Raw genomic sequence first — 21,403 nt, forward strand, 5'->3', positions numbered from 1 at the left:
TCTATTTAGCGTCTTTTTTCTCTAGTTTGTTTTTGGGTTCTGTTGGAGGCGCTAATGTTTCTTTTTGAATCTCTATCGGCTCATTGGCCTCCTGTTGTTTTTGTAATCGCTCTTCTTTTTTATCTTCTTCGTCTTGGATTTCTTCCTCACTGAAAATATCGGCTAACGAATTTATCTTTTCATCCCCGCGCCAAATGAAATCCTTGAGGAATCGCGCATTTTCGGGTAGCATATGATCGGGATACAGCTGACTTTCTGGCGAGACAAATAGCGTCACACTGCTAATTTCATTCTCGCTAAAGCCCACGTTAATATGGCTGCAAATTCCCTTGTCAATGCCAATAAATTCATTCTTCTCATTGTAGGCGTAGTAAATCATCTCCGCATTTTTAACGAGGTCTAATTCGCTGAGCTTATTCGCTACAAACTTGCCGTAGAGGTTAACTCCCTTGACCTGATTGTAGCCTGCACCTAAGGTGTCTTTTTCAATGATAAAGGCATTGTTTAAGACCTTGATCGAATCCATTTGTTTGGTCTCAAGGTTGCTCAATAAATGCATGACTTCTCCCGTTACTTGGCTATCGCCATTCCAAAGCACAGGACGTCGAATCAGCTGAGTTAACCCCAGTTTCTCACTCCAATGGATAGAATCGGCTTTACCACTCATGCTATCGCGAAAAATACGCGCATCGTGATAACCACGGATAATCCGATCTTTTTCAGGTCCCGTCAAAACGATGCGCTTGGCACTAAACCAAACCGAATCGCCTTCTTCAGTCAGCATACTGACCAACGCTTTTTGGGTAACAAACATGGAGTCCTGTAATTTATAGAGCTCAGCATAATGGCCAGTAATCTTCGATTTGTTGATGGTATCCGTAATGCGGACGTGATTGGTAGCCGAAGCAAACTCATTGAGCTTATTGTAATAGATAGAATCACCTTCTATTTTCCGCTGATCATACCAGATATACGAGTTCTTGACCATCTTGCCCAAGTCGTGCTTGACGTCGTAATAACCGTTCTCCGTATAGATGTAATCCTCTTCATTCGTAATTGTTGAAGGACCAAATACATAAGCATGCTCCGGAACTTCATAAAAGTCCAAGTGATTGGATTTTACAATTGTACCTTGCGTTGTGGTGATGGTAACTGCCGTGAAAAATTGAAATTTTTTCTCCGATAAAAAGTATTTTCCCGATTGACTTTTTAGGGTATTTCCTTTGTTGACAATTGTTCCAGGCGTATTGTAGTAGATTAAATTTTCGTTGCGATTGAAACGAAGCGTATCCGTTTCTAAAGTAGAATCCGGAGAACGTACAACAACATCTCCTTCTGCATAAGCAAATCCATTGATGGCATTGTATTCGGCATATTTACTGTCTAAAAACAAGGTGTCGCCTTGATTCATGCGCACATCACCCAACAGTTTGATGTAGTTCTCTTTCTCAAAGTAATAGGCCGTATTACAATTCAATATAATGCCATTGTGTTCTGCCGTAATATTTCCCCTTAACAATGTCGCATCTGGCAACTCTGCTTGGTTTCGATCCGACAAATCTGCATGATGAATGATAATCTTGTTTTTATCTTGACTATAGCTAGAAAAGCTCAGTAGCGTAAATAGGATAAAGAAATAGAATGTTCTCAAGTCTATATTTTTTTTCAAATTTACACAAAATATACGAAGTTATATTTGCCTTTAGAATAAATTATGGAAAGAGTAAACCGAAAGGTCGTGGAGGTTGATCGAACTACTTTTCTTTGGGTTTTCTTCGGTAAAACAAGGGGGTTATAAGAGTTCAAGTCTGTTTTACCGAACGAAACTAATAGCAAACGCATAGCAAACCAACAGCTAATCCTTAAAAAATCTATAGTAACCCCTTCAAATACAAGGGAAATAAAGGGAACAGGGCGCGGAGGACCTGGCGGTCAACCTGGCATGCTTTCGATTTTTACCAGCTGAAGCCAAAAATGTGGTATGAAATTTGTAACTACCTTCTGTAACAAAGAGTTAGGAGTGAAACTTAATTCGCTAAATTCGAAAGAAGACTGTCCTTTTTCACGTGAGAGATCCATTTACTTTTTTTGAACTTAGTAAAGACTGAATGCAAAAATGCATATTGAGGCTTACCCTCAAAGAGCCTAAGGGGTCTATCTTACTCCCTTAGGAAAGACTAAATCATTTATTTTTTTAACGAAAGAAATCCACTTGCTACGGAGTTAGTTGAGTCAGGAAATCAGAAAGGTGCAAGTGATCCTCTTAGACTGCAGCTAGTGTTGTTCGCGTACCTTCATACTTTTGGTTTACTGGTTAGCTAGCGCAGTGGTGGAATTCAAATGCAGTACTTGTACAGCACTGGGTCTACTGTTTTTGAACACAGGAAGTCTTGATTTTTCTGCGCTTTGGGAGCGAGGGAGAGGGACGTTGTTCGAATTGGTGTGGACCATGGTGTAGTAAGAGTAACCTAAATTTTACTTATTATGAAAAACGAACAAACAAAAGTGACGCGAATGCTTGCTGTGTTTTTTGATGGAACAGGAAATAATCAAATCAATTCGCTTACAAATCCGACTAAGTTTGGCAATGTAACCAATATTAGCAAATTACTAGACGCCTGTGTTATACCAGACCGAATTTACATCGAAGGAATAGGAACACAAAATAATAAGGATGATTCGGATTGGGCAAAAGCTACGGGAGAAAATCCCTTTAGTGCTACAGGGTATTCGTATCAGAACAAATTAACAAAAGCGACGAGTTTTCTTGATGCGTATCGCGCAAAATATCCTGATGACGATGTGGAGTTGGTCATTTACGGATTTAGTAGAGGAGCAACCTTAGCGCGTGACTTTGCCAAAAAAGCGCTCGTTTTTTCAAATGTTCGTGTCAAATTCCTCGGTATTTACGACACTGTAGTGTCCTTGTTTTTTCAAAAACCAAACATTCATTTTACAAGTGAAGAAATGAGCAAAGTAGATCAAATTCTTCATTTGACTGCCATCCATGAAGCGAGATATTATTTTCCTTTGACTAGTATTTTTGTCGAGAATAAGACGAGTGAATTGGTAACGATCCAAAACAGAAGAGAAGGATTTAAAATAAAAGAAATTTTCGTTCCTGGTGCTCATGCAGATGTTGGTGGTGGGTATACGATTAGTCCTGAAAACCTCTATTTAAATGCCTCTACAGCAAGTAACGAGTCCCTCTTGGCTGATTGGCAGACCATACAAACAAATGTGAAAGACCACTTCGAAAACAATGTTCAAGCGGCAATTTGGAAGGAATTGCTGGGGAGTAATGTTGCTATAGAAGGCGTTAATTCGAAAGCGAAGCTGCTGACTAGACGCGCTAATGTAAGCATTGATATGACGGCTGTGTATTTTGAAGTCATGGCTTCGTATTCTAATACGTCTGCAAATTTTACAATTTTTGACTTTACACCGAAGGCGTTTACTGCGGATTTAGCGAAATTAAAAAGTGATTTACTGCACTATATTCAGCTGGGTTCTCCAGATAAAGGACCTAATTATGACTATGCAAAGCTCGCCTATACGACGCATATTTCATCGAATTACGGTAAAATTGATAATGCGCAAAGTGTCAATGAGAGATTAAATACCTTTGATGTAGAAGGCTTAAAAGAGGAAATTGAACGAATAAAAGCGCAGCATCCCACTGAAAATTTTGAATCCTTCAATTTGGATGTGCTGGGGTATGGGGGAGAAATGGCTTTAGTTGAAGTGAATAAACCCAATACTAAGGAATGGCATCGTCAGATTATTTATGGGTAAATAGCGCAATAAAAGAAGCGTAAACCTCAAGTTTTATTTTGTTCATTAGGTAGCAAGCTAAACAAAAAAGAAAACCACTTCGATAAGAAGTGGTTTTCGCTCTATTTATTTTACAATTGTCTGTGTTCGGTCTGGACCTACAGAAACAACTTTTACCGGAACTTCAAGGTAGTTTTCAATGAATTGAATATAGTCTTTCAGTTCAATAGGTAGTTGATCATAGGCAGTCATCCCTGTTAAGTCTGCTTTCCAACCTTTGATTTCTTCGTAGATTGGTTCCACATTTTCAGGTTCGATATTATATGGTAGGTAATTGATTGTTTCTCCTTTGTAGCTGTATTTTGTACACACTTTTAAGGTGTCAAAACCAGATAATACGTCTGCTTTCATCATGTAAAGCTCTGTTACACCATTTACTTCAACAGCGTATTTTAAGGCAACTAAATCCAACCATCCACATCGTCTAGCACGTCCTGTAACTGATCCGAATTCTCTACCTACACTTGCCATAGTTGCACCAATTTCATCGTGTAATTCTGTAGGGAAAGGTCCGCTACCAACACGTGTAGTGTAGGCTTTGAAAATACCAAACACCTCTTTTACACGGTTAGGTGCAATACCTAAACCTGTACAAGCACCCGCTGCTGTAGTATTGGATGAAGTTACAAAAGGATACGTTCCAAAGTCAATATCTAACAAAGAACCTTGTGCTCCTTCTGCTAGAATTGTTTTACCGTCTTTTAGAGCACGGTTTAAGTATGCTTCACTATCAATGAATTTTAATTGCTTTAATTCTTTTACTGCTTGGAAGAATTCTTCTTCCATTTCAGCTAAGTTATATTGCATGTCCACATCGTGGAATTGAATCATGGATTCATGTTTGTCTGCTAATGCGCGATATCTTTGTTCAAAATCTTCTAATTCAATATCCCCAACACGAAGTCCGTTTCTACCTGTTTTGTCCATATACGTTGGACCAATTCCCTTTAGTGTAGAACCGATTTTTGCTTTTCCTTTTGCAGCCTCAGAAGCAGCGTCAAGTAGGCGGTGAGTAGGTAGGATTAAATGTGCTTTTCTAGAAATCAATAAGCGGTTTACAAAATCAATTTTGAATTGTGCTAAACCTTCGATTTCTTTCATGAAAACAACAGGGTCAATTACAACGCCGTTTCCGATAATGTTGATTGCGTCTTTATGGAAAATACCAGAAGGGATTGTACGTAAAACGTGTTTAATTCCATCAAATTCTAAGGTATGTCCCGCATTTGGGCCTCCTTGAAAGCGTGCAATAATATCGTATTTTGAAGTAAGGACATCTACGATTTTTCCTTTACCTTCATCACCCCATTGCAAACCAAGTAGTAAATCTACTGCCATTCTTTTTGTGTTGTTAAAGTTTTAAATTAGTTGTATTAGGATTCAGATTCTTCCTCATTCGCTTTTCTATTTCCATAGAAATACAACGAGTGATTGTGAATCTCAATGTTAAAAATATCTTCTATTGTTTTTTTAATGGTTTGAATACGAGGATCACAGAACTCAATCACTTCTCCTGTATCAGTCAAAATAATATGGTCATGTTGCTTGTCAAAGTACGACTTCTCGTAATGTGCCTGATTTTGTCCAAATTGATGTCTTCGAACTAAACCACACTCTAATAAAATTTCAATAGTATTGTACAGCGTTGCTCTACTAACGCGATAGTTTTTGTTTTTCATTTTGATATACAATGACTCGATATCGAAATGCTCTTCACTATCGTAAATTTCTTGTAAAATAGCGTATCGTTCAGGGGTTTTTCTATGACCTCTTTCTTCTAAAAATTTAGTGAATACGTTTTTTACTATTTCTTGATTATTTTCGCTTCCCATAACTAAATACTAAAATGCAAATATAGTTGTATTTTCTCTAGTGAGAAAATTAATTAATTGATTATGTTTTATAAATTAAAGGTACAACAATTCATCGAGTTTAATTGGTATTCACTCGAGTCACTTTATCGACACCTTCAATCTTCTTAATATTGGCAATCATTTTTTTCAAAATATCATTGTTTGGTACAATAACTGTGATAGATCCTTTGAATAAACCTGCGTTTTCACTCAAGGCAATACTTCGGATATTCACGGCTTTACTTTCCATAATAATTTTGGTAATTTCTGTGGTTAAACCAGCCGAGTCTAATCCCGTAATATTGATCGTTGCTTCAAAATTAAATGAAGTAGAAGAGGCTATCCAATGCGCTTGCATGATGCGATACGCATAGTTGGAACGCATACTGATGGCATTAGGACAATCTGTTTTGTGTACTTTTATTCCTTCATTGATGGTGACAAAACCAAAAACATCATCTCCTGGAATCGGATTACAACAAGTGGCCAGTTTGTAATCGAGCTTTTCTTTGTCTTTGCCAAAAACCAATAAGTCCAAGGCGCTCTTGTCTTGAGTTTCCTGATGTACAGGCGTAGAAGGGGCGCGTTTGATGCTCTTTTTGAAAAAATTGAACAGCGTATTATTGCGTTTGGCAGCGTATTCTTTTAGCTGACTGTTGTCAATTAAACCAGCCCCTACACGGTAAAATAAATCTTGACTCGTCTTGAGCTTGAAGTGGCTGACCATTTCGTTAACGGTGTTTTCGTCTAGATTAATTTTTAAATGCTTGAGTTTGCGCTGTAGTTGTTCTTTTCCTTCATCCGCAATTTTCTTGGTGTTTTCATTTAATGAACTCTTGATTTTATTGCGTGCTCTACTTGTTGTTACATAGTCCAGCCAGTTAACATTGGGTTTTTTGTTTTCTGAAGTGATAATTTCCACCTGATCACCACTGGATAAAATGTGATTTAAAGGCACAAGACGACCGTTCACACGAGTTCCCCTTGTTTTTAACCCGATCTCGGAGTGGATGGAAAAGGCAAAGTCTAAGGCAGTTGCACCTTTGGGAAGGGATTTTATCTCCCCTTTTGGTGTAAAGACATAGATTTCTTTGGCGTATAAACTCAGCTTGAAGTCTTCAACAAAATCTACCGCATTGGTTTCTGCGTTTTCTAAGGCTTCTTTTAGCTGGTTTAACCAAAGGTCTAGGCTGTTTTCTTCTGTAACACCTTGTTTGTATTTGTAATGAGCTGCATAGCCTTGTTCTGCTATTTCATCCATGCGTTCACTGCGGATTTGGATCTCTACCCAACGCCCTTTAGGCCCCATTACCGTGATGTGAAGAGCTTCATATCCCGTCGATTTAGGTGATGAGATCCAGTCGCGCAAGCGACTGGGGCTTGGACGAAAGTGATCCGTTACAATGGAGTAAATCTTCCACGCAACAAATTTCTCCTCGTGTGGCGTGGATTTGTAAATGATGCGCAGGGCAAATTTGTCGTATACTTCGTCAAAAGTTACGTTCTGAGCCTTCATTTTACGGCGGATGGAATAGATAGACTTCGGACGGCCTTTCATCGAGTATTCGATGTGTTCTTCATCCAGGGACTCCCGTAAAATGTCAGAAACCGATTTGATATAAGCTTCTTGCTCTTCTTTGGTTTCTTTCATCTTGTTTACGATGTCTTTATACACCTCTGGTTCCGTGTATTTAAGCCCCAAGTCTTCCAATTTGGTCTTGATGTTGAACAAGCCTAAACGATGGGCGAGGGGAGCATAGATATACAAGGTTTCTGAGGCAATTTTTGCCTGCTTGTAATCGACCATACTCTCCATGGTTTGCATGTTGTGTAAGCGGTCCGCAATCTTAATGAGGATTACGCGAACATCGTCGTTTAAGGTCAACAACATCTTGCGGTAATTCTCCGCTTGCATCGAAATATGAGAATCAGGTTCAAGCATTCCCATCTTGGTCAATCCCTCAACAATTTTAGCTATTTTGGGGTTAAACCACTCCTCAATTTGCTCTACCGTGATTGCCGTGTCTTCCACAACATCGTGCATCAAAGCAGCCGCAATGGAAGTAGCACCCAACCCAATTTCAGAAGCGACAATCTTCGCTACGGCAATCGGGTGAAAGATGTAAGCCTCTCCTGATTTTCTGCGTTGATCTTTATGTGCTTCAACAGCAACGTCAAACGCTTTTCTAATTAATTTTTTATCTGCATCGGATAAAGTTTGATAACTGATCTTCAGTAACTCTTTATATTCTTTTGCTATTGCTTTATTTTCTAATTCAATTTCAGCTTCTGTCATACTACTATTAATCAATAACGTTAGATTAAAGTTAAGAAAAAAAGCCTTTATATGCAAGCCTTTCGAGCCCGTGTACAAAGGAAAAAAAAAGGTTTTTTTTGGACGTAAAAAGGGGAGTGTAAAAGATAAAAGGCGAATAGTTATTGAACTATTCGCCTTTGTATGATTGGTTTATTTTATTTTAGAATACAAAGAATACCCCTCCATTGATTTGAAGGTTACTTCCTGGTCCACCACTTAAATTCTTTTTACCTAGTACTTCTAAATTCAGACCAAAGCGATTGATTAATAAATCGCGGTTGTATTGCCCTGTTTTAAAAAGCTTAGTATCCGATAACCAAATGTTTAGTCCACCTCCTAAATTAAACATCGCTTTGTCGTCTTTGTTGAAGTGCGTATAACCTAATCCTGTTTGTACGTAAGGATCTACGATTGGAATATTGAATAATCCTCCTAAACTGTATACCATGGTTGCATCTACGGCAAGTACACTAAATTTATCTTGGGCTACCTTTCCGTTTACTAGATCATCGGCTTTTACTTCGCTAGACAAAAGACCAAGTTTAAAGCTAATATTACTTCCAGCATAGTACTCCACTGAGAACTTAGGTAAAGAAGCGGCTTTCAACTCATCAAAATTAGTTGCATCATCCCAATCGAAATTGTTGTTTAGCATACTCATTTGTACGTTTACTTTCCACGGGTAGTTGTAGTGAAGGCGTTCGTGGTAGTTGTACTGTGCAAAAGCGGTGTTTGTAAAAGAAAGGAGTATAGTAAGGATGAATAATTTGAATAATGCGTTGCTTCTTTTCATATCACTTCTTAGTTAAGTTTTAAATGTTAAGGAAAATTTAATAAAAATCAAATATAAATAAAAAATGCATTCCACAAAGCGAGATTAACATTTTAATTCTTTCTACTAAAACGATAGTCTGGGTATATTATTGCTAGGATGCGTGATAATTTGTCCCGTGAATAGTTGTTTTTTTGAACAAAAGGTCTTTTTTGGAGTTCAATTGGTGCATCTTTTGGTTTTACTCAAAGTTGCGTTGTCTTTTTGCTTCAAAGAGCAAAATGGATGCTGCTACGGATACATTCATCGAATCAATGGTTCCACTCATGGGAATAATGATGTTTTGCGTACTACTTTCGCGCCAAGGTGCTGTTAATCCCGTCGATTCTGTTCCGACGATAAAAGCAGTTGGCGTGGTGTAATCTTGGGTGTGATAGCTACATGAATTCTGTAAGGTAGCGGCATAGGTGTGAACGCCTTGCGCTTTTAGAAAAGCAATTACTTCTTCGGTAGTACCAACGGCAATTTGATTGGTAAACAAGCAGCCCACGCTAGATCGTATAATATTGGGGTTGTATAAATCCGTTTTGGGATTGGCAATAATAACCGCATCAATATGTGCGGCATCAGCTGTACGCAACATGGCGCCAATATTTCCTGGCTTTTCGGTTGCTTCGGCTACTAAAATTAGCGGATTAGGAGGTAATTTGAGCTCGCTTAATGCATGTGTCTTTACTTTCGCAAGGGCAAGTATACCTTCGGTGGAATCGCGATACGCTAATTTTTGATAGATGTCTTTGCTGATCTCAATACAGGTGGTCGTTGGCGTTACAAAAGGCGCTACCTGATCAAAACCAAGGATGTCTGAACAAAACAAAATCGTTTCCAATTGGTATTTTCCAGCCTGTGCTAGTTCGATTTCACGCACGCCTTCAATGATGAAGAGCCCCTCTTTCTTGCGATTTCTCGATTTTTCTTGTAGTTGAAGAATGGATTTTATCAGTGGATTTTGTGCGCTTTCTATTTTCTTTATACTCATAGTTTAGAACCCTTTTGCTTTGATTTTTAGATACATATTAATCGTTTCAATCGATAAATTTTGAGGCGTAGTCAGGATACTCTGTATGCCGTATTTTGTCAATTCGCTGGCGATTAATCGCTTTTCAAAGTTAAATTTTTCCGCAATAATTTTGTCTATAATATCATCGGTATTTTTTACTTGCTTTTGGGTGAGTGCTTTAAGCTCGGTATTTTCAAAAAAGATCACTACTAAAACGTGATTTTTGGCCAATGCACGCAAATAGGGCAGCTGGCGATGTAAGCTCGAAAGGGATTCAAAATTGGTGTACAACAGCAGTAAACTTCGGTGCGTAATGGTTTGTTTGACCGTACTGTAGAGGGAGCCAAAATCACTTTCGCTAAAGTTGGTTTGTAGGTTGTATAATTTGGTGATGATCTGCTGTAAATGCGTTTTTTTGTTGGATGCGGCAACGGTGTTTTCTACTTTTTTTGAAAAGCTCAACAGGCCAACGCGATCGTTCTTTTTTAAAACAACATTGGAAATAGCTAAGGAGGAGTTAATCGCGTAATCAAGAAGCGTCATGCCATCAAAAGGCATTTGCATCAAGCGTCCTTTATCGAGAATGGTATAAACCGTTTCTGTGTTTTCATCGAGAAATTGATTGACCATGAGTGCGTTTTTCTTGGCTGTTGCTTTCCAGTTGATGGTGCGTATATCATCGCCAGATACGTATTCTTTGATCTGTTCAAACTCGGTTGTGTTGCCTATTTTTCTCAGCTTTTTTAATCCAAAGGCATATTTATTTTTGGCAAAGGCGATCAAATCGTACTTGCGCATCTGAATAAAGGAAGGATAACAGGCAAGGGCTTGTCCTTCTGAGAAAATATAGCGTTTGGCGATGAGTTTCAAGGGTGAACTCACATAGATATTTAGGTGCCCAAAGTGATATTCCCCTCGTTTTTTAGGCGTTAGGTTATAGTGTATTTTTTTCTCCTGATGGACCGCGAGTTGTTGTTGGATAGCAAAATCGCGTAGTTGAAATTGAACCGGTATCTCATCAATAATCTCACAACTTACGCTAAAGGGATAGCTGTTTTTGAGCTGAATTACAATGTTGTTTTCATCTCCATTAGACAATTTTTCGGGCAAATAACGCTGGGCGGTGAACTTGTCTTTACCCCAAAATACCGCAGCTATATCAGCAAAGAACAGGGTGAATCCCACACCAACAACCCCCCATGTTATTGCATATAACACAGGAAATACAAAGGAGAGGATAAACAGTACAATGACGATACCGAATCCATAATATACGCGTTGGAGTAAAAAAAGGTGCTTCATCATAATCCTCTTTTTATCTCGGAATATCGATTGTTTCTACAATTTGTTGGATAATGTCATGAGCTGTTACGCCTTCCATTTCGCGTTCTGGTGATACAATAACGCGATGAGTCAATACAGGATAAGCTGCTTCTTTGATATCTTCAGGGGTTACAAAATCACGGGCATTGATCGCAGCATATCCTTTGGCTGCATTGAGTATAGCAATAGATGCACGAGGTGAAGCACCGAGGTATAGCATCGGATTTGTACGCGTGTTGTGCACAATCTTGGCGATATACTCCATTACTTTTTCTTCTACGACAATTTGTTTGACCAATTTTTGAAAAGTGACAATTTCACTTGGCGTAATCACCTTTTCAATTTGTGCGGTTTTCGCTTGGTCTACCAAGGCGTGTTCTTTGACTAAAATGTCAATTTCTTCTTCCAAACTAGGATATTCTACTTCAATTTTGAAAAGGAAACGGTCTAATTGCGCCTCTGGTAGGCGATAGGTTCCTTCTTGTTCAATGGGGTTTTGCGTAGCAATAACTAAAAAAGGTTGGTCCATCGTGAACTGTAAGTTGTCAATGGTAATTTGTCGTTCCTCCATTACTTCAAATAAGGCCGCTTGTGTCTTCGCAGGGGCACGATTAATCTCGTCAATCAGTACTAAGTTTGCAAAAATAGGTCCCTTTTTAAAGTCAAAATTAGAAGTTTGCATATTAAAAACAGAAGTTCCTAAAATATCAGAAGGCATTAAATCAGGGGTAAACTGAATGCGGCTGTATGTGGTATCAATGGTTTGTGAAAGCACTTTAGCTGTAAGCGTTTTGGCTACACCGGGTACACCTTCTAGCAAGATATGACCATTGGACAATAGGGCAACCAATAAGCGATCAATGGTTTTGTGTTGCCCAACAATAACCTTGCTGATCTCATGGCGAATGGCGTTTACTTTGGCTGTTAAGGGGGCTAAATCTAAACGTGATTCGAAAGCGATATTCTCACTGTCTAGTTGGGGAATAGGAGGAGCGGTATCTGCAGTAGTCGCTTGTGTTGAAGCTTCTGTTAGGGGTTCGCTTTTTTGAGACGGAGTAGTGTCGGGTGTATGTTCTGGTGTATGTTCGGCTGTGTTTTCCATAGTATTTTTAGTCTAATATTTTTTCAGTTAATCGGTTTAATTCAACAAGATCTGCTTGAATAGCTTCGTGTTTTTGCCTTCTAAAAGTAGTGACAAATTGCACAAAGGCGAGTATGTCTTGCTTGTCCTTGTTGCTTTTTAAGTGAAAGTGTTCCACAAAGGTTTCATCTAATACAGCTGTATCCAAATAGTAGATACGTCGGATTTTTTCCAAGGTATAAATAATACTCTTTTCAATCAAATCGTTGTAATCTTCGGACTGTATGTATAAGTTCGATACGGTTTGGGTAAACTGTATGGTTGTATTTTTGACTGGTTTTAGGATCGGAATGATGCGTTGTTTTCGCTTGGCAGTAAAGCAAGCAAATACAAGTAGACCAAATAAAAAGAAATACCATGCCCATTTTAGCTCTCGATTGGCAAAGATAAAACGCAAAATGGAACGGCTTTCTGTTGCTTGATCCGCAGCGCGACCATATACATAGGTTTTTTGCACTGGCAAATAGGAGAATAGGCCTTCTGCATAGAGGTGGTTGTTGCTTTTTAACAGGTAGTAATTCGTCAAGATAATAGGATCAAATCCGATGATTAGCTGCCCTTCTCCCTGTCGAAAACGCACCAAGTTTACTTGCTTGATGGTGTCTTGAATGGTTTTGTATCCCAAGATATCCAGCTGGTTTTTTAGGCTATCTGCCAGTTCAAATCCATTGGAATAGTTTACATTGCGAATGGTGAATTTCTGCTTGGTTAACTGGCTATTGACCAGTTCTATTACCGTATTGGGCTCATCTTCGTTTGGAATCGTCGTATACACTTGGGTGCGCTCTAAGCCGAAGGGCTCCAAAAAAGCATTGTTGAAATCAGCTTGTATAATCAACGCTGTGTTACCTGCTTCGATATAATCCTTGAGGTAATCTGCTGTATATTGATCTAAATCAAAATTTTTATCCTCAAGCACAATGAGGTTATTTGATTGAAGTGTATCATAGCGTTGCAAAGAGAGAAAGTCATAAACCGCATCGGTGAAGTACCCAATGGAATCTTGTGCCAATAATGTGGCTAATTCTTGATCTAGTATATATAATCCATAGGGATTCTTATCGCGATTATCATAGGTTTCATACCAGTGAATCGGTTTCTTCTTTCCACTTTCATAAATGAAAACACAGGTAACTAAAACCAATAAGGCAATACCAAACTTTTTTAAGGAGCTGTTCATCGTTTCGTTGGATTTAGTTTTGCATCAAATGATTTTTTCGCCTTGCCGAATTCTTCTTCCGTAATTTCGTAGGCTCCATACCAAATATTGTTGTAGAGATAGGAGAGGTAGGTGAATTGTTCTCTTTCTTGGGAGTCTTTCAGCTCATACGAATAGTCTGCATTGGTTTTTTCAGGTGCCCAGGTGATTTTTTCTTGCGCTTGTAAGCGTTGTAATAACCACAGATAGTACAGTCGAATAGCTAAACGATAGTGTTTCTTTTCTATGGCTTCTGTCAGGAGGTATTCAAAATCAGTAGACTTAAAGTCTTCAGAAGTTAAATCCTCAAAAGCGTTCATTTTCTTGCCATTCTTTTTGAATAACCAGTACATGTCCTTTTGAATAAAGGCTCGTACTAAGTAAAAGAGAATCAGTCCAATTAGAACAAACCCTAGGATGCGCAAGAAGACAAGGTAGTAATTCTGGTCTAGTTCTTTTGTAACTTTAGATGAAAAATTACGTCTGAACCAATCCCCAATGGCTTGTTTAATTTGTTGAAAAAGGCCAACTTCTTTTTCTATTTCTTCATAGGTAAAGGCCTCTTTTCCTTTGTAGTTCTGTTTAAACTTTTCCCTAAACTTTTTGGCATAGACGGCTCCTTCCGTATCGTTTAATAGATAGCGGGTATTGGCTGCTACTTTGGTTGTATCTACTTCGGCTTCTTTTACATTTTCAGTGACTTGAACAGGACAATCGTCGCAATCGTCCGCTTGCTCTTGTGCCTGAAGGACAGGGATAGACAAGAAATAGAAGAAAAGGCAGAGAAAGGAAAAAGAAAAGCGTTTATTCATTATGCGAACCAATACTGTCAATTTTGCGTTTAGTAAAGAAATTTTCCTCTTTTTCTCTTTCGCTATAAAAGATAATTCCTTGGTTGATAAACATGATGTTTTGCGCTAAGGTTCCCAAGAGGATGTAGACAAAATACAGCAGTACAATTCCCCAAGTGATGGCGGAAGTCAGCAACTGACTTTCTGAAACTTGTGGGTCAAAAAACATGCCTCCACCTAAGATAAGCAGCTGAATGATAAACGAGGGAATAAAGGTAATCAGCGAAGTGATAATATAGAAAATAAAGGTATTTCCAATGATGGACCAATAATTATAGCGCACGTATTTAATCGCATTTCCATAAGCCGTAAAAAAGCCGACATTTCTCGTGAGGTATTCATAGAAAGCAAGGGTTAAAACGGCATAAGCAGTCGGTATCATTAAGATTAAGATTGGAATACCAACGATCAAAAAGACTAAGAGTACAGAGATGTAGAATAAGATCGTCAGTAAGGGAATAACGAGAAAAGTCGTCCCCAAGAAAAACACGATGATCAGACCTAATTTATCTTTGATTTGTTTCCCAATAACGTTTTGGTTTACGGGTTCATCAGTAGCAGCGGCCAAGTTTTTCATGTATAGCACTGGGTAGGAGTAACAGATGATTCCCATAACAAGTGCGACAAGGACTAGACCACCGATGGCTAATAGTCCCAAGGCGAGGTGTTCTTCAAACAGTTGAGATATAATGCGCTCTGGATTATATCCTCCATATGCATTGGCCGATACAGCCGAAGATACGCCCAGATCAGCTAAGAGATAAATAAAAATCAGGATGAGGAATAGGGGAATACCACACAGTTTTAAAAAGTGTTTGAAATAGTTTTTTCCCTCTAGTTTTAAAAAGGTAAATGTGTCGCTTACAAGCGCACTAAAATCGCGTTTTTGAAATAATAGAAACATAGCAATTGTTTTTATAATAGGTTTAGTTTTTTAGCTAGGCGTTTGGGATATAGAAAGAAATAAAAAAAGATAAGACTGAAAGTTCCCAAGATAATGGCGTAATTCAGTATATCGGGCATGGCTTTGGCATGTCGCGTAATAAAACCTTCAATAAATCCAGCTAGGATAGTAAAGGGTACGGTAGCTATGAAGATAGCTAAGGCATCTTTAAACCCTGTTTTGAGTGAATTTAAGCGCGAAAGTGTTTTGGGAAATAACATACTAGCGCCTAAGACGATTCCAGCAAATGCTTCGACCACCATCGCTGTGATCTCAAGGGCTCCGTGTAACCAAATTCCCCTTACACTGTCCATAAAGGCGTGTTCATTGACGAAAAAATACTGAAAGGTTCCCAACATAACACTGTTGTACAAAAGAAAGAGGAGCGTTCCTAAGCCTGCGGTTAAGCCAAATAAAAAGAAGCGCAACCCCACGTATAAATTATTGGCTGTGATTCCAATAAAACTACCCCAGGTACTTCCCGATTGGTAGATCGCCATAGCGTCCTCATTTTTAATGTTGTCTAGCGTTTGGTTTACATAGGAATCGCCCAATACATTACGCGCAAATTCAGGATCATAATGGGTTGATATAACTCCGATTGCAACGAATAGTACAAAAACCAAAAGGGTGAAGTTTAGCTTGCGCTTATGTCGATAAACGGTTAGGGGAACATCCAAAAGAAAAAAGCGTTTCACTCGACTTTCTTCAATTCGTTTTGTTTTATATATTTTTTGGTAGGTTTGTATGGCCAAACTGTTTAAATATTGTGTAATTTTGCTCTTTGGGTAAAAAGTCTTGGCATATGCTAAATCGTTCATGATTTGCATGTATAATTCAGCAAGATAGTCTGGTTTTTGCGTTTGCGAAGAATAAAGGGCCTTTTCATATGAAAGCCAGAGCTCTTTGTTTTTTTTAATAAACGCAACTTCTCTCATGAGGTGATTAGTTAAAAATATAATTATGGCTAAATTAACAATAAATACAACACAAAACATAGAAATAGATTTTAAAGCTGCCGCTATAGGGGAGCGTATCTTGGCTTTTATGTTGGATATGATCTTTAAAGTTTTGTATATGATTGTGTTCTATTATGTTGATCACCTGTTTCAGTGGTCTGATTATTTTAACAGTGATTCTTGGTCTTATAATGCCTATTGGGTGGTTGTTGCACTGCCTATTATTTTCTATAGCGTTTTTTTTGAAGTAGCCATGCAAGGAGAAACGCCTGGGAAAAAAATTATGGGCATCAAGGTCATTAAAATCGACGGATATCAAGCGACAATCGTCGACTACTTTGTTCGATGGATCCTGCGCGTATTAGATATTTTAGCCTCCAATGGTATTGTCGCTATTTTCAGCATTATTTTTACGCAAAATAGCCAACGTTTGGGGGATGTTTTTGCTGGTACAACGGTTATTAGTACAAAGAATAGAATTAATATAGGCACTACGATTTTCCGTGAAGTAGAGCAGGAGTATATCCCTGTGCTTCCACAAGTTATTCGCCTCTCGGATGCGGATATTGGTGTAGTCCAAGAGATTTACCTCCGTTATAAAGGAAGTCAAGATTTTTCATTAATTAAAGCTTTAGCCCGTAAATTGGAATCAGAATTGGGGATTGACAAAGGCAAGTTGGAATTGAGCAATCAAGCGTTTGTTGAATTAGTCCTCAAGGACTACAGCCATTATACGGGTAAAGAATAATAAATTTTCATGTTGAGTTTTTTTGAGATTTTAGATTTGCTCGGAACAATGGCGTTCGCTATTTCCGGAGCATTAGCAGGGCGCGAACGCAAGTTAGATTTATTCGGAATGATTATTTTGGCATTTGCAACTGCCGTTGGAGGAGGAACCATACGCGATATGATGATCGGTATTACACCTGTGTTCTGGTTAACGGATCTGAATTATTTTTACGCGACCTTCTTCGGGGTGTTTCTCGCTTTAGTGTTTTATAAGCGCTTTACTATTTTGCGCTACTCCCTGTTTTTATTTGATACAATCGGAATTGCCGTTTTTACCTTAATCGGTATTGCTAAGGGAATGTCTGTAGGGTTACATCCTGTTTTTTGTATTGCTTTAGGAACTATAACCGCTTGTTTTGGTGGAGTAATCCGCGATATTTTAGCGAACCAAATTCCCATTATCTTTAAAAAAGAGATTTATGCCACCGCTTGTATTTTCGGCGGTTGTGTTTATTATCTATTGGATCACTATCAGGTGAATAAGGAAATAATCTATATCACCACAGCTGGAAGTATTATTGCGTTGCGCTTGTTTGCCGTGCGCTATAAATGGAGCTTGCCTTTTGCCCACGAACAGGAGGAATAGTTTACGGGTTACGGTTGATAGTAATCGGTTGACACAATTCACAATTTACAATTTACAATTTACAGTTTACGGTGATGAGCCGATGAGTCCTTCAAACCGCAAAGTGCAAAGTGCAAAGAACAAAGAGCAAAGAACAAAGTGCAAAGAGCAAAGTGCAAATAACAAAAAAGCTTGAGACTATCTCAAGCTTTTTTGTTTATTGTATGTTTTTTCTCGTATTGAAAAATCTACCCTTTACGCGTCACTTATCACCCATCACTTCTATTACTCCTGTAGCGTACTACTTGTATGAGTTTCAAAGTGATCGGGACTCAAGATAACGATTCCTTTTTGTAAGAGTAAGTTATTGGGGTAGGAGATTTGCTCCCCATCTTTGGTGACCAATAGAATGTAAAAGGCTTTGATGTCGACAATTCTCGCCTCCGTTGGGAAATCTTTATCCTGAATTCGAATAATATCTCCAATGCGAAAGGGAAAGGAAAAGAAAAGCAAAATACCAGCAGTGATATTGCTCAACAACGACCACTGGGCAAACATGGCTACACCGATAACGGTAAAAACAGAAGTGAGTGTCAGCCAAATATTGTCTTTTTCAACCCCCCATATGGTGAAGATAATAACGACGAGCAACACGATAAGTAGGAGGTTAAACAAGCGGATGACCACCGCTTCACGTCCTTCTTTTATGTCGGATTTTTTTGAAAAAGAATGGATAATACTGTTGATTATCTTTCGAGATATCAAGTAAATAAGAAACGCGATTGCCGTAATTATGGCTTTCAATAAATATCCTTCAGGCATTTTTTTATCTATTTTATAAACAGTAGTAATTCTTTCATTAATTCCGTTGTTGGTAAACCAACAATATTGGTATACGAACCATTGATGCGTTCAATTCCCACAAGGCCAATCCACTCTTGAATTCCGTATGCTCCTGCTTTGTCATAAGGTTTGTACTGATCGACGTAATAGTCGATTTGCGCTGCTGTCAGTTTCGAAAAGTGAACTTCTGTTACCGCGTGAAAAGTATGTTCTTTTTGCGTGGTTTTAAGGCAAATGGACGTAATTACTTCATGCATTTTGCCAGATAAGCTTTGAAGCATAGCGACAGCTTCTTCCCGATCTTGGGGCTTACCTAGTGACTTTCCTTCATTCCAAACCGTTGTATCGCTAGTGATTAGTATTTCTTTATCATGCTCAAGCGCAATAGAAGAAGCTTTTAATCGCGCAATAAAATCGGTGATTTGTTCTCGTTGGAGTTCGGGTGGATAAATTTCGTCTATATCCGAAGCGCGCACAACAAAGGTCAAGCCTAAATCGGTGAGAAATTGCTTGCGTCTGGGCGAATTTGATCCTAATACAATCGCATAGTTATGGAGTATTTGATAGGGCATATACAGAGGGGTTAATCGTATTTAGCATCAAAGTGTTGAAACCATTTTTGTTGGGTTTTCATCACTTGTTCAATTACTTCTCTTACAGCTCCTTCACCGCCATTTTTGTGTGAAATATAGCGGGAGATACGCTTAATTTCTGGTGAGGCATCCTGTGGTGCTGTAGGTAGTGCTACATGTTGCATCACGTGATAATCGGGAATATCATCCCCCATATACAAGATCTCTGCTGCTTTCAGGTTGTGTTCTGTACAGTATTTTTTAAAGATTTCTACTTTATTCGAAACGCCTAAGTAAATGTCTTTCACCCCTAGGTTGTGCAATCTTGTTTTTACTCCTTCATTGCTTCCTCCTGAAATGATACATACGCGATAGCCGTTTTCTAAGGCGGCTTTGATAGCATATCCATCTTTTATATGCATTATTCTCAATAAATCTCCAGTATTGGTAACGTGAACTTTACCGTCTGTTAAAACGCCATCTACATCAAATATGAAGGTAGTGATGTCGTTCATGATCTCTTTAAAGTGTTTAGACATTATCTATTTTGTATTGATTTTGTGATAAGTTGATAAATTTCTTTTTTCGTGCTATCCGTTAGTAGCGTTAAGTGCTGATTGATCGTGTTTTGATCGCCTCTTGATGCTGGTCCTGTTTGCGCTTCTACAGGAGATAATTCCATGATTTTATTTGCCGTTTCTGCAATCAATGGTTTTAGAATTTCAAAGGGTACCTGATGTTCTTTACATACCTCTTCGCCTAGGGTAAACATATGATTGGTAAAGTTGTTGACAAAAACCGCTGCTAAATGGATGGCTTTGCGCTGTTCTGAGGAGATTTTATACACGCGTTCAGAAAAGCTAACGGCTATGCGCTCTAACAGCTGAAAGTCCTCCTTGTGGTTGGCTTCAATACAAAAGGGAATGGAAGTAAAGTCAACCTCTTTTTCTTTGGTAAACGATTGCAACATATACAGCACACCTCTGCGCTCCAATTTGAGAGCCGACATGGGAATCGTACCCGAAGTATGTACGACAAATTGATTCGCAAGGGGAATAGAGGCAGATACTTCTTCTATGGCACTGTCGCTTACTGCAATGATGAAAATATCAGCAGGTTGCAATTGAGCCATATCATGTACAACGATACTTTCAGGAACCAAATCGGTAACCGAATTCGTATTTCTTGCGTATATTTGTTGTAAGTGTAACTGGTCACTATCTAATATGTTTGCAATTAGATGGTGTGCAACTTTTCCAGATCCTAAAATTGTTATTGTAACCATAAGGTAAAGATAAAGATTTAATAGGAATGCCTGGAGAATTTAAAAGAATTTATTGGTATGAATAAAGATATAGAACACCTAGAAGATATTCAACTGTTGGTCAATACGTTTTACGGTAGAGTACAGCAAGATGACCTGATTGGCCCCATATTTAATGAACGATTGGAGGGAAAATGGCCCTATCATTTAGAGAAGATGTACGCCTTTTGGCAGACAGTATTACTAGAAGAGCATACCTATAACGGACGACCTTTTCCACCCCATGCAAAACTGCCCGTACAGACGGAACACTTTGAGCGCTGGAAGCAAATTTTTAATACAACAGTAGATGAATTGTTTGAAGGGAAAATTGCCGAAGAAGCGAAATGGCGCGCTGAGCGCATGGCTACCATGTTTTTAAGTAAAATTGAGTATTTTAGGAATGGATGATGGGAAATGGGAGATGGGAGATGGGAAATGGGAGATGGGAAATGGGAGATGGGAAATGGGAGATGGGAAATGGGAGATGGGAAATGGGAGATGGGAGATGGGAGATGGGAAATGGGTGATGGTGCAAAGAACAAATCGCAGAGAACAAAAAAGGAATGAGTGTATCAAACTCATTCCTTTTTTTGTCGTGTATTGTGAGCCGGTTCGACACTCATCTCCCTTTTCTCATCTCCCTTCTCCTTACTTATTTCTTCTTACCGTTATTGAACTTAATATTACCTAGCGGATTTTTTGGCTTATCTGATTTAGCAAAGGGTTTTTTACCTCCCGTTGTACTGCTTTTGGGTTTGCTACTCGTTGGTCTTGCTGGTGCAGGACGATCAGTTTTTACCTTTTTAACAATATTCTCTTTGTTTTGTTGTAACACATCCATTGGATTTTTAGGATCTTCTTTTGTTCCTCTGAGGTAAATTACCAATCCATTCAAAAAGTTTCTTAGAATCTGATCCCCACATTCCATGTATTTTGGGTGATCTTCATTTCTAAAGAAGTTTCCTAATTCTCCTTTAGAAACTCTAAAATCAACCAATTCTAGAATTTCAACTATTTGCTCATCTCTAAGTTGTAGGGCAACTCTAAGCTTCTTTAAAATATCGTTATTTGTCATTT

The 21,403-nt window shown here is 38.6% G+C and carries 22 protein-coding genes; 5 read left to right on the forward strand and 17 right to left on the reverse strand.

Translation table 11 applies throughout. From position 1 onward, the window contains the following. Position 1: 1 nt before the first annotated feature. Positions 2-1,651: an OstA-like protein gene (locus tag ACPDHL_RS08520; RefSeq protein WP_430532350.1), complete on the reverse strand. Its 1,650-nt coding sequence runs from the start codon at positions 1,649-1,651 to the stop codon at positions 2-4. 833 nt (positions 1,652-2,484) lie between these two features. Between ACPDHL_RS08520 and ACPDHL_RS08525 the strand changes: the two genes are divergently transcribed. After that, on the forward strand, positions 2,485-3,795 hold the full coding sequence (locus ACPDHL_RS08525) for a T6SS phospholipase effector Tle1-like catalytic domain-containing protein (protein WP_430532351.1): 1,311 nt from the start codon (positions 2,485-2,487) through the stop codon (positions 3,793-3,795). A 105-nt stretch (positions 3,796-3,900) separates the two neighbouring features. Here the strand turns inward: ACPDHL_RS08525 and ACPDHL_RS08530 are convergent, their stop codons facing one another. From ACPDHL_RS08530 to ACPDHL_RS08580, 11 genes are all read right to left on the reverse strand, one after another. Then, positions 3,901-5,172, reverse strand: coding sequence for an adenylosuccinate synthase (locus ACPDHL_RS08530; RefSeq protein ID WP_430532352.1), 1,272 nt, complete (start codon positions 5,170-5,172; stop codon positions 3,901-3,903). 35 nt (positions 5,173-5,207) lie between these two features. After that, positions 5,208-5,666, reverse strand: a complete 459-nt coding sequence (locus ACPDHL_RS08535) for a Fur family transcriptional regulator (protein ID WP_410881539.1) — start codon at positions 5,664-5,666, stop codon at positions 5,208-5,210. Between the two features lie 100 nt (positions 5,667-5,766). Next, complete coding sequence (locus tag ACPDHL_RS08540; RefSeq protein WP_430532353.1) at positions 5,767-7,983, reverse strand: RelA/SpoT family protein; 2,217 nt, start codon at positions 7,981-7,983, stop codon at positions 5,767-5,769. 181 nt (positions 7,984-8,164) lie between these two features. After that, on the reverse strand, positions 8,165-8,797 hold the full coding sequence (locus ACPDHL_RS08545; protein ID WP_430532354.1) for a hypothetical protein: 633 nt from the start codon (positions 8,795-8,797) through the stop codon (positions 8,165-8,167). 220 nt (positions 8,798-9,017) lie between these two features. Beyond that, positions 9,018-9,815 (reverse strand): TrmH family RNA methyltransferase, encoded by a 798-nt coding sequence (locus ACPDHL_RS08550; protein WP_430532355.1) that lies wholly within the window; start codon positions 9,813-9,815, stop codon positions 9,018-9,020. Positions 9,816-9,818: 3 nt separating this feature from the next. Beyond that, positions 9,819-11,138, reverse strand: a complete 1,320-nt coding sequence (locus ACPDHL_RS08555; RefSeq protein ID WP_430532394.1) for a DUF58 domain-containing protein — start codon at positions 11,136-11,138, stop codon at positions 9,819-9,821. Positions 11,139-11,151: 13 nt separating this feature from the next. Continuing rightward, positions 11,152-12,261, reverse strand: coding sequence for an AAA family ATPase (locus ACPDHL_RS08560; RefSeq protein WP_430532356.1), 1,110 nt, complete (start codon positions 12,259-12,261; stop codon positions 11,152-11,154). A 7-nt stretch (positions 12,262-12,268) separates the two neighbouring features. Then, the gene (locus tag ACPDHL_RS08565) at positions 12,269-13,480 is read right to left on the reverse strand and encodes a DUF4350 domain-containing protein (RefSeq protein WP_430532357.1); all 1,212 of its coding nucleotides are present in this window, start codon (positions 13,478-13,480) and stop codon (positions 12,269-12,271) included. Further along, positions 13,477-14,310 (reverse strand): DUF4129 domain-containing protein, encoded by an 834-nt coding sequence (locus ACPDHL_RS08570; protein ID WP_430532358.1) that lies wholly within the window; start codon positions 14,308-14,310, stop codon positions 13,477-13,479. Before ACPDHL_RS08570 ends, ACPDHL_RS08565 begins: the two co-directional genes overlap by 4 nt. Further along, positions 14,303-15,253, reverse strand: a complete 951-nt coding sequence (locus ACPDHL_RS08575; protein WP_430532359.1) for a hypothetical protein — start codon at positions 15,251-15,253, stop codon at positions 14,303-14,305. Before ACPDHL_RS08575 ends, ACPDHL_RS08570 begins: the two co-directional genes overlap by 8 nt. 11 nt (positions 15,254-15,264) lie before the next feature. Beyond that, positions 15,265-16,230, reverse strand: a complete 966-nt coding sequence (locus ACPDHL_RS08580; RefSeq protein ID WP_430532360.1) for a stage II sporulation protein M — start codon at positions 16,228-16,230, stop codon at positions 15,265-15,267. A 25-nt stretch (positions 16,231-16,255) separates the two neighbouring features. Here ACPDHL_RS08580 and ACPDHL_RS08585 point away from each other — a divergent pair, with 25 nt between their 5' ends. Beyond that, entirely contained in the window at positions 16,256-16,999 is a 744-nt protein-coding gene (locus tag ACPDHL_RS08585; protein WP_430532361.1) for an RDD family protein, read from the forward strand. A 9-nt stretch (positions 17,000-17,008) separates the two neighbouring features. Continuing rightward, entirely contained in the window at positions 17,009-17,626 is a 618-nt protein-coding gene (locus ACPDHL_RS08590) for a trimeric intracellular cation channel family protein (protein ID WP_430532362.1), read from the forward strand. A gap of 264 nt (positions 17,627-17,890) precedes the next feature. On the opposite strand, the gene ACPDHL_RS08595 is transcribed toward ACPDHL_RS08590, so the two are convergent. From ACPDHL_RS08595 to ACPDHL_RS08610, 4 genes are read right to left on the reverse strand one after another with little or no spacing between them, the layout of a single operon-like run. Continuing rightward, positions 17,891-18,427, reverse strand: coding sequence for a mechanosensitive ion channel domain-containing protein (locus tag ACPDHL_RS08595; protein ID WP_430532363.1), 537 nt, complete (start codon positions 18,425-18,427; stop codon positions 17,891-17,893). A gap of 8 nt (positions 18,428-18,435) precedes the next feature. Then, positions 18,436-19,020 carry a Maf family nucleotide pyrophosphatase gene (locus tag ACPDHL_RS08600; RefSeq protein ID WP_430532364.1) on the reverse strand — a complete coding sequence of 195 codons (585 nt, stop codon included), beginning with the start codon at positions 19,018-19,020 and terminating at the stop codon, positions 18,436-18,438. A gap of 11 nt (positions 19,021-19,031) precedes the next feature. Beyond that, positions 19,032-19,559, reverse strand: coding sequence for a KdsC family phosphatase (locus tag ACPDHL_RS08605; RefSeq protein WP_430532365.1), 528 nt, complete (start codon positions 19,557-19,559; stop codon positions 19,032-19,034). Next, the gene (locus tag ACPDHL_RS08610) at positions 19,559-20,305 is read right to left on the reverse strand and encodes a Rossmann-like and DUF2520 domain-containing protein (protein ID WP_430532366.1); all 747 of its coding nucleotides are present in this window, start codon (positions 20,303-20,305) and stop codon (positions 19,559-19,561) included. The genes ACPDHL_RS08605 and ACPDHL_RS08610 overlap by 1 nt, the downstream gene beginning before the upstream one ends. A gap of 57 nt (positions 20,306-20,362) precedes the next feature. On the opposite strand from ACPDHL_RS08610, the gene ACPDHL_RS08615 reads away from it, so the two are divergent. Both ACPDHL_RS08615 and ACPDHL_RS08620 read left to right on the forward strand, forming a co-directional pair. Then, the gene (locus tag ACPDHL_RS08615; RefSeq protein WP_430532367.1) at positions 20,363-20,734 is read left to right on the forward strand and encodes a group III truncated hemoglobin; all 372 of its coding nucleotides are present in this window, start codon (positions 20,363-20,365) and stop codon (positions 20,732-20,734) included. Further along, positions 20,727-21,017 (forward strand): hypothetical protein, encoded by a 291-nt coding sequence (locus ACPDHL_RS08620; protein ID WP_430532368.1) that lies wholly within the window; start codon positions 20,727-20,729, stop codon positions 21,015-21,017. Before ACPDHL_RS08615 ends, ACPDHL_RS08620 begins: the two co-directional genes overlap by 8 nt. Here the strand turns inward: ACPDHL_RS08620 and ACPDHL_RS08625 are convergent. Continuing rightward, a complete protein-coding gene (locus ACPDHL_RS08625; protein ID WP_430532369.1) occupies positions 20,979-21,401 on the reverse strand; it encodes a DUF1456 family protein in 423 nt (140 codons plus the stop codon). The two genes, ACPDHL_RS08620 and ACPDHL_RS08625, sit on opposite strands and share 39 nt — an antisense overlap. Positions 21,402-21,403: the final 2 nt, after the last annotated feature.

The sequence above is a fragment of the Myroides sp. C15-4 genome (assembly GCF_050522745.1).
Lineage (GTDB): Bacteria > Bacteroidota > Bacteroidia > Flavobacteriales > Flavobacteriaceae > Flavobacterium.

Bases quoted from the DNA above. Each gene is read 5' to 3' on its own strand.
- ACPDHL_RS08525 (WP_430532351.1), top strand. From the start codon at position 2,485: ATGAAAAACGAACAAACAAAAGTGACGCGAATGCTTGCTGTGTTTTTT.
- ACPDHL_RS08530 (WP_430532352.1), bottom strand. From the start codon at position 5,172: ATGGCAGTAGATTTACTACTTGGTTTGCAATGGGGTGATGAAGGTAAA.
- ACPDHL_RS08535 (WP_410881539.1), bottom strand. From the start codon at position 5,666: ATGGGAAGCGAAAATAATCAAGAAATAGTAAAAAACGTATTCACTAAA.
- ACPDHL_RS08540 (WP_430532353.1), bottom strand. From the start codon at position 7,983: ATGACAGAAGCTGAAATTGAATTAGAAAATAAAGCAATAGCAAAAGAA.
- ACPDHL_RS08545 (WP_430532354.1), bottom strand. From the start codon at position 8,797: ATGAAAAGAAGCAACGCATTATTCAAATTATTCATCCTTACTATACTC.
- ACPDHL_RS08550 (WP_430532355.1), bottom strand. From the start codon at position 9,815: ATGAGTATAAAGAAAATAGAAAGCGCACAAAATCCACTGATAAAATCC.
- ACPDHL_RS08555 (WP_430532394.1), bottom strand. From the start codon at position 11,138: ATGAAGCACCTTTTTTTACTCCAACGCGTATATTATGGATTCGGTATC.
- ACPDHL_RS08560 (WP_430532356.1), bottom strand. From the start codon at position 12,261: ATGGAAAACACAGCCGAACATACACCAGAACATACACCCGACACTACT.
- ACPDHL_RS08565 (WP_430532357.1), bottom strand. From the start codon at position 13,480: ATGAACAGCTCCTTAAAAAAGTTTGGTATTGCCTTATTGGTTTTAGTT.
- ACPDHL_RS08570 (WP_430532358.1), bottom strand. From the start codon at position 14,310: ATGAATAAACGCTTTTCTTTTTCCTTTCTCTGCCTTTTCTTCTATTTC.
- ACPDHL_RS08575 (WP_430532359.1), bottom strand. From the start codon at position 15,253: ATGTTTCTATTATTTCAAAAACGCGATTTTAGTGCGCTTGTAAGCGAC.
- ACPDHL_RS08580 (WP_430532360.1), bottom strand. From the start codon at position 16,230: ATGAGAGAAGTTGCGTTTATTAAAAAAAACAAAGAGCTCTGGCTTTCA.
- ACPDHL_RS08585 (WP_430532361.1), top strand. From the start codon at position 16,256: ATGGCTAAATTAACAATAAATACAACACAAAACATAGAAATAGATTTT.
- ACPDHL_RS08590 (WP_430532362.1), top strand. From the start codon at position 17,009: ATGTTGAGTTTTTTTGAGATTTTAGATTTGCTCGGAACAATGGCGTTC.
- ACPDHL_RS08595 (WP_430532363.1), bottom strand. From the start codon at position 18,427: ATGCCTGAAGGATATTTATTGAAAGCCATAATTACGGCAATCGCGTTT.
- ACPDHL_RS08600 (WP_430532364.1), bottom strand. From the start codon at position 19,020: ATGCCCTATCAAATACTCCATAACTATGCGATTGTATTAGGATCAAAT.
- ACPDHL_RS08605 (WP_430532365.1), bottom strand. From the start codon at position 19,559: ATGTCTAAACACTTTAAAGAGATCATGAACGACATCACTACCTTCATA.
- ACPDHL_RS08610 (WP_430532366.1), bottom strand. From the start codon at position 20,305: ATGGTTACAATAACAATTTTAGGATCTGGAAAAGTTGCACACCATCTA.
- ACPDHL_RS08615 (WP_430532367.1), top strand. From the start codon at position 20,363: ATGAATAAAGATATAGAACACCTAGAAGATATTCAACTGTTGGTCAAT.
- ACPDHL_RS08620 (WP_430532368.1), top strand. From the start codon at position 20,727: ATGGATGATGGGAAATGGGAGATGGGAGATGGGAAATGGGAGATGGGA.
- ACPDHL_RS08625 (WP_430532369.1), bottom strand. From the start codon at position 21,401: ATGACAAATAACGATATTTTAAAGAAGCTTAGAGTTGCCCTACAACTT.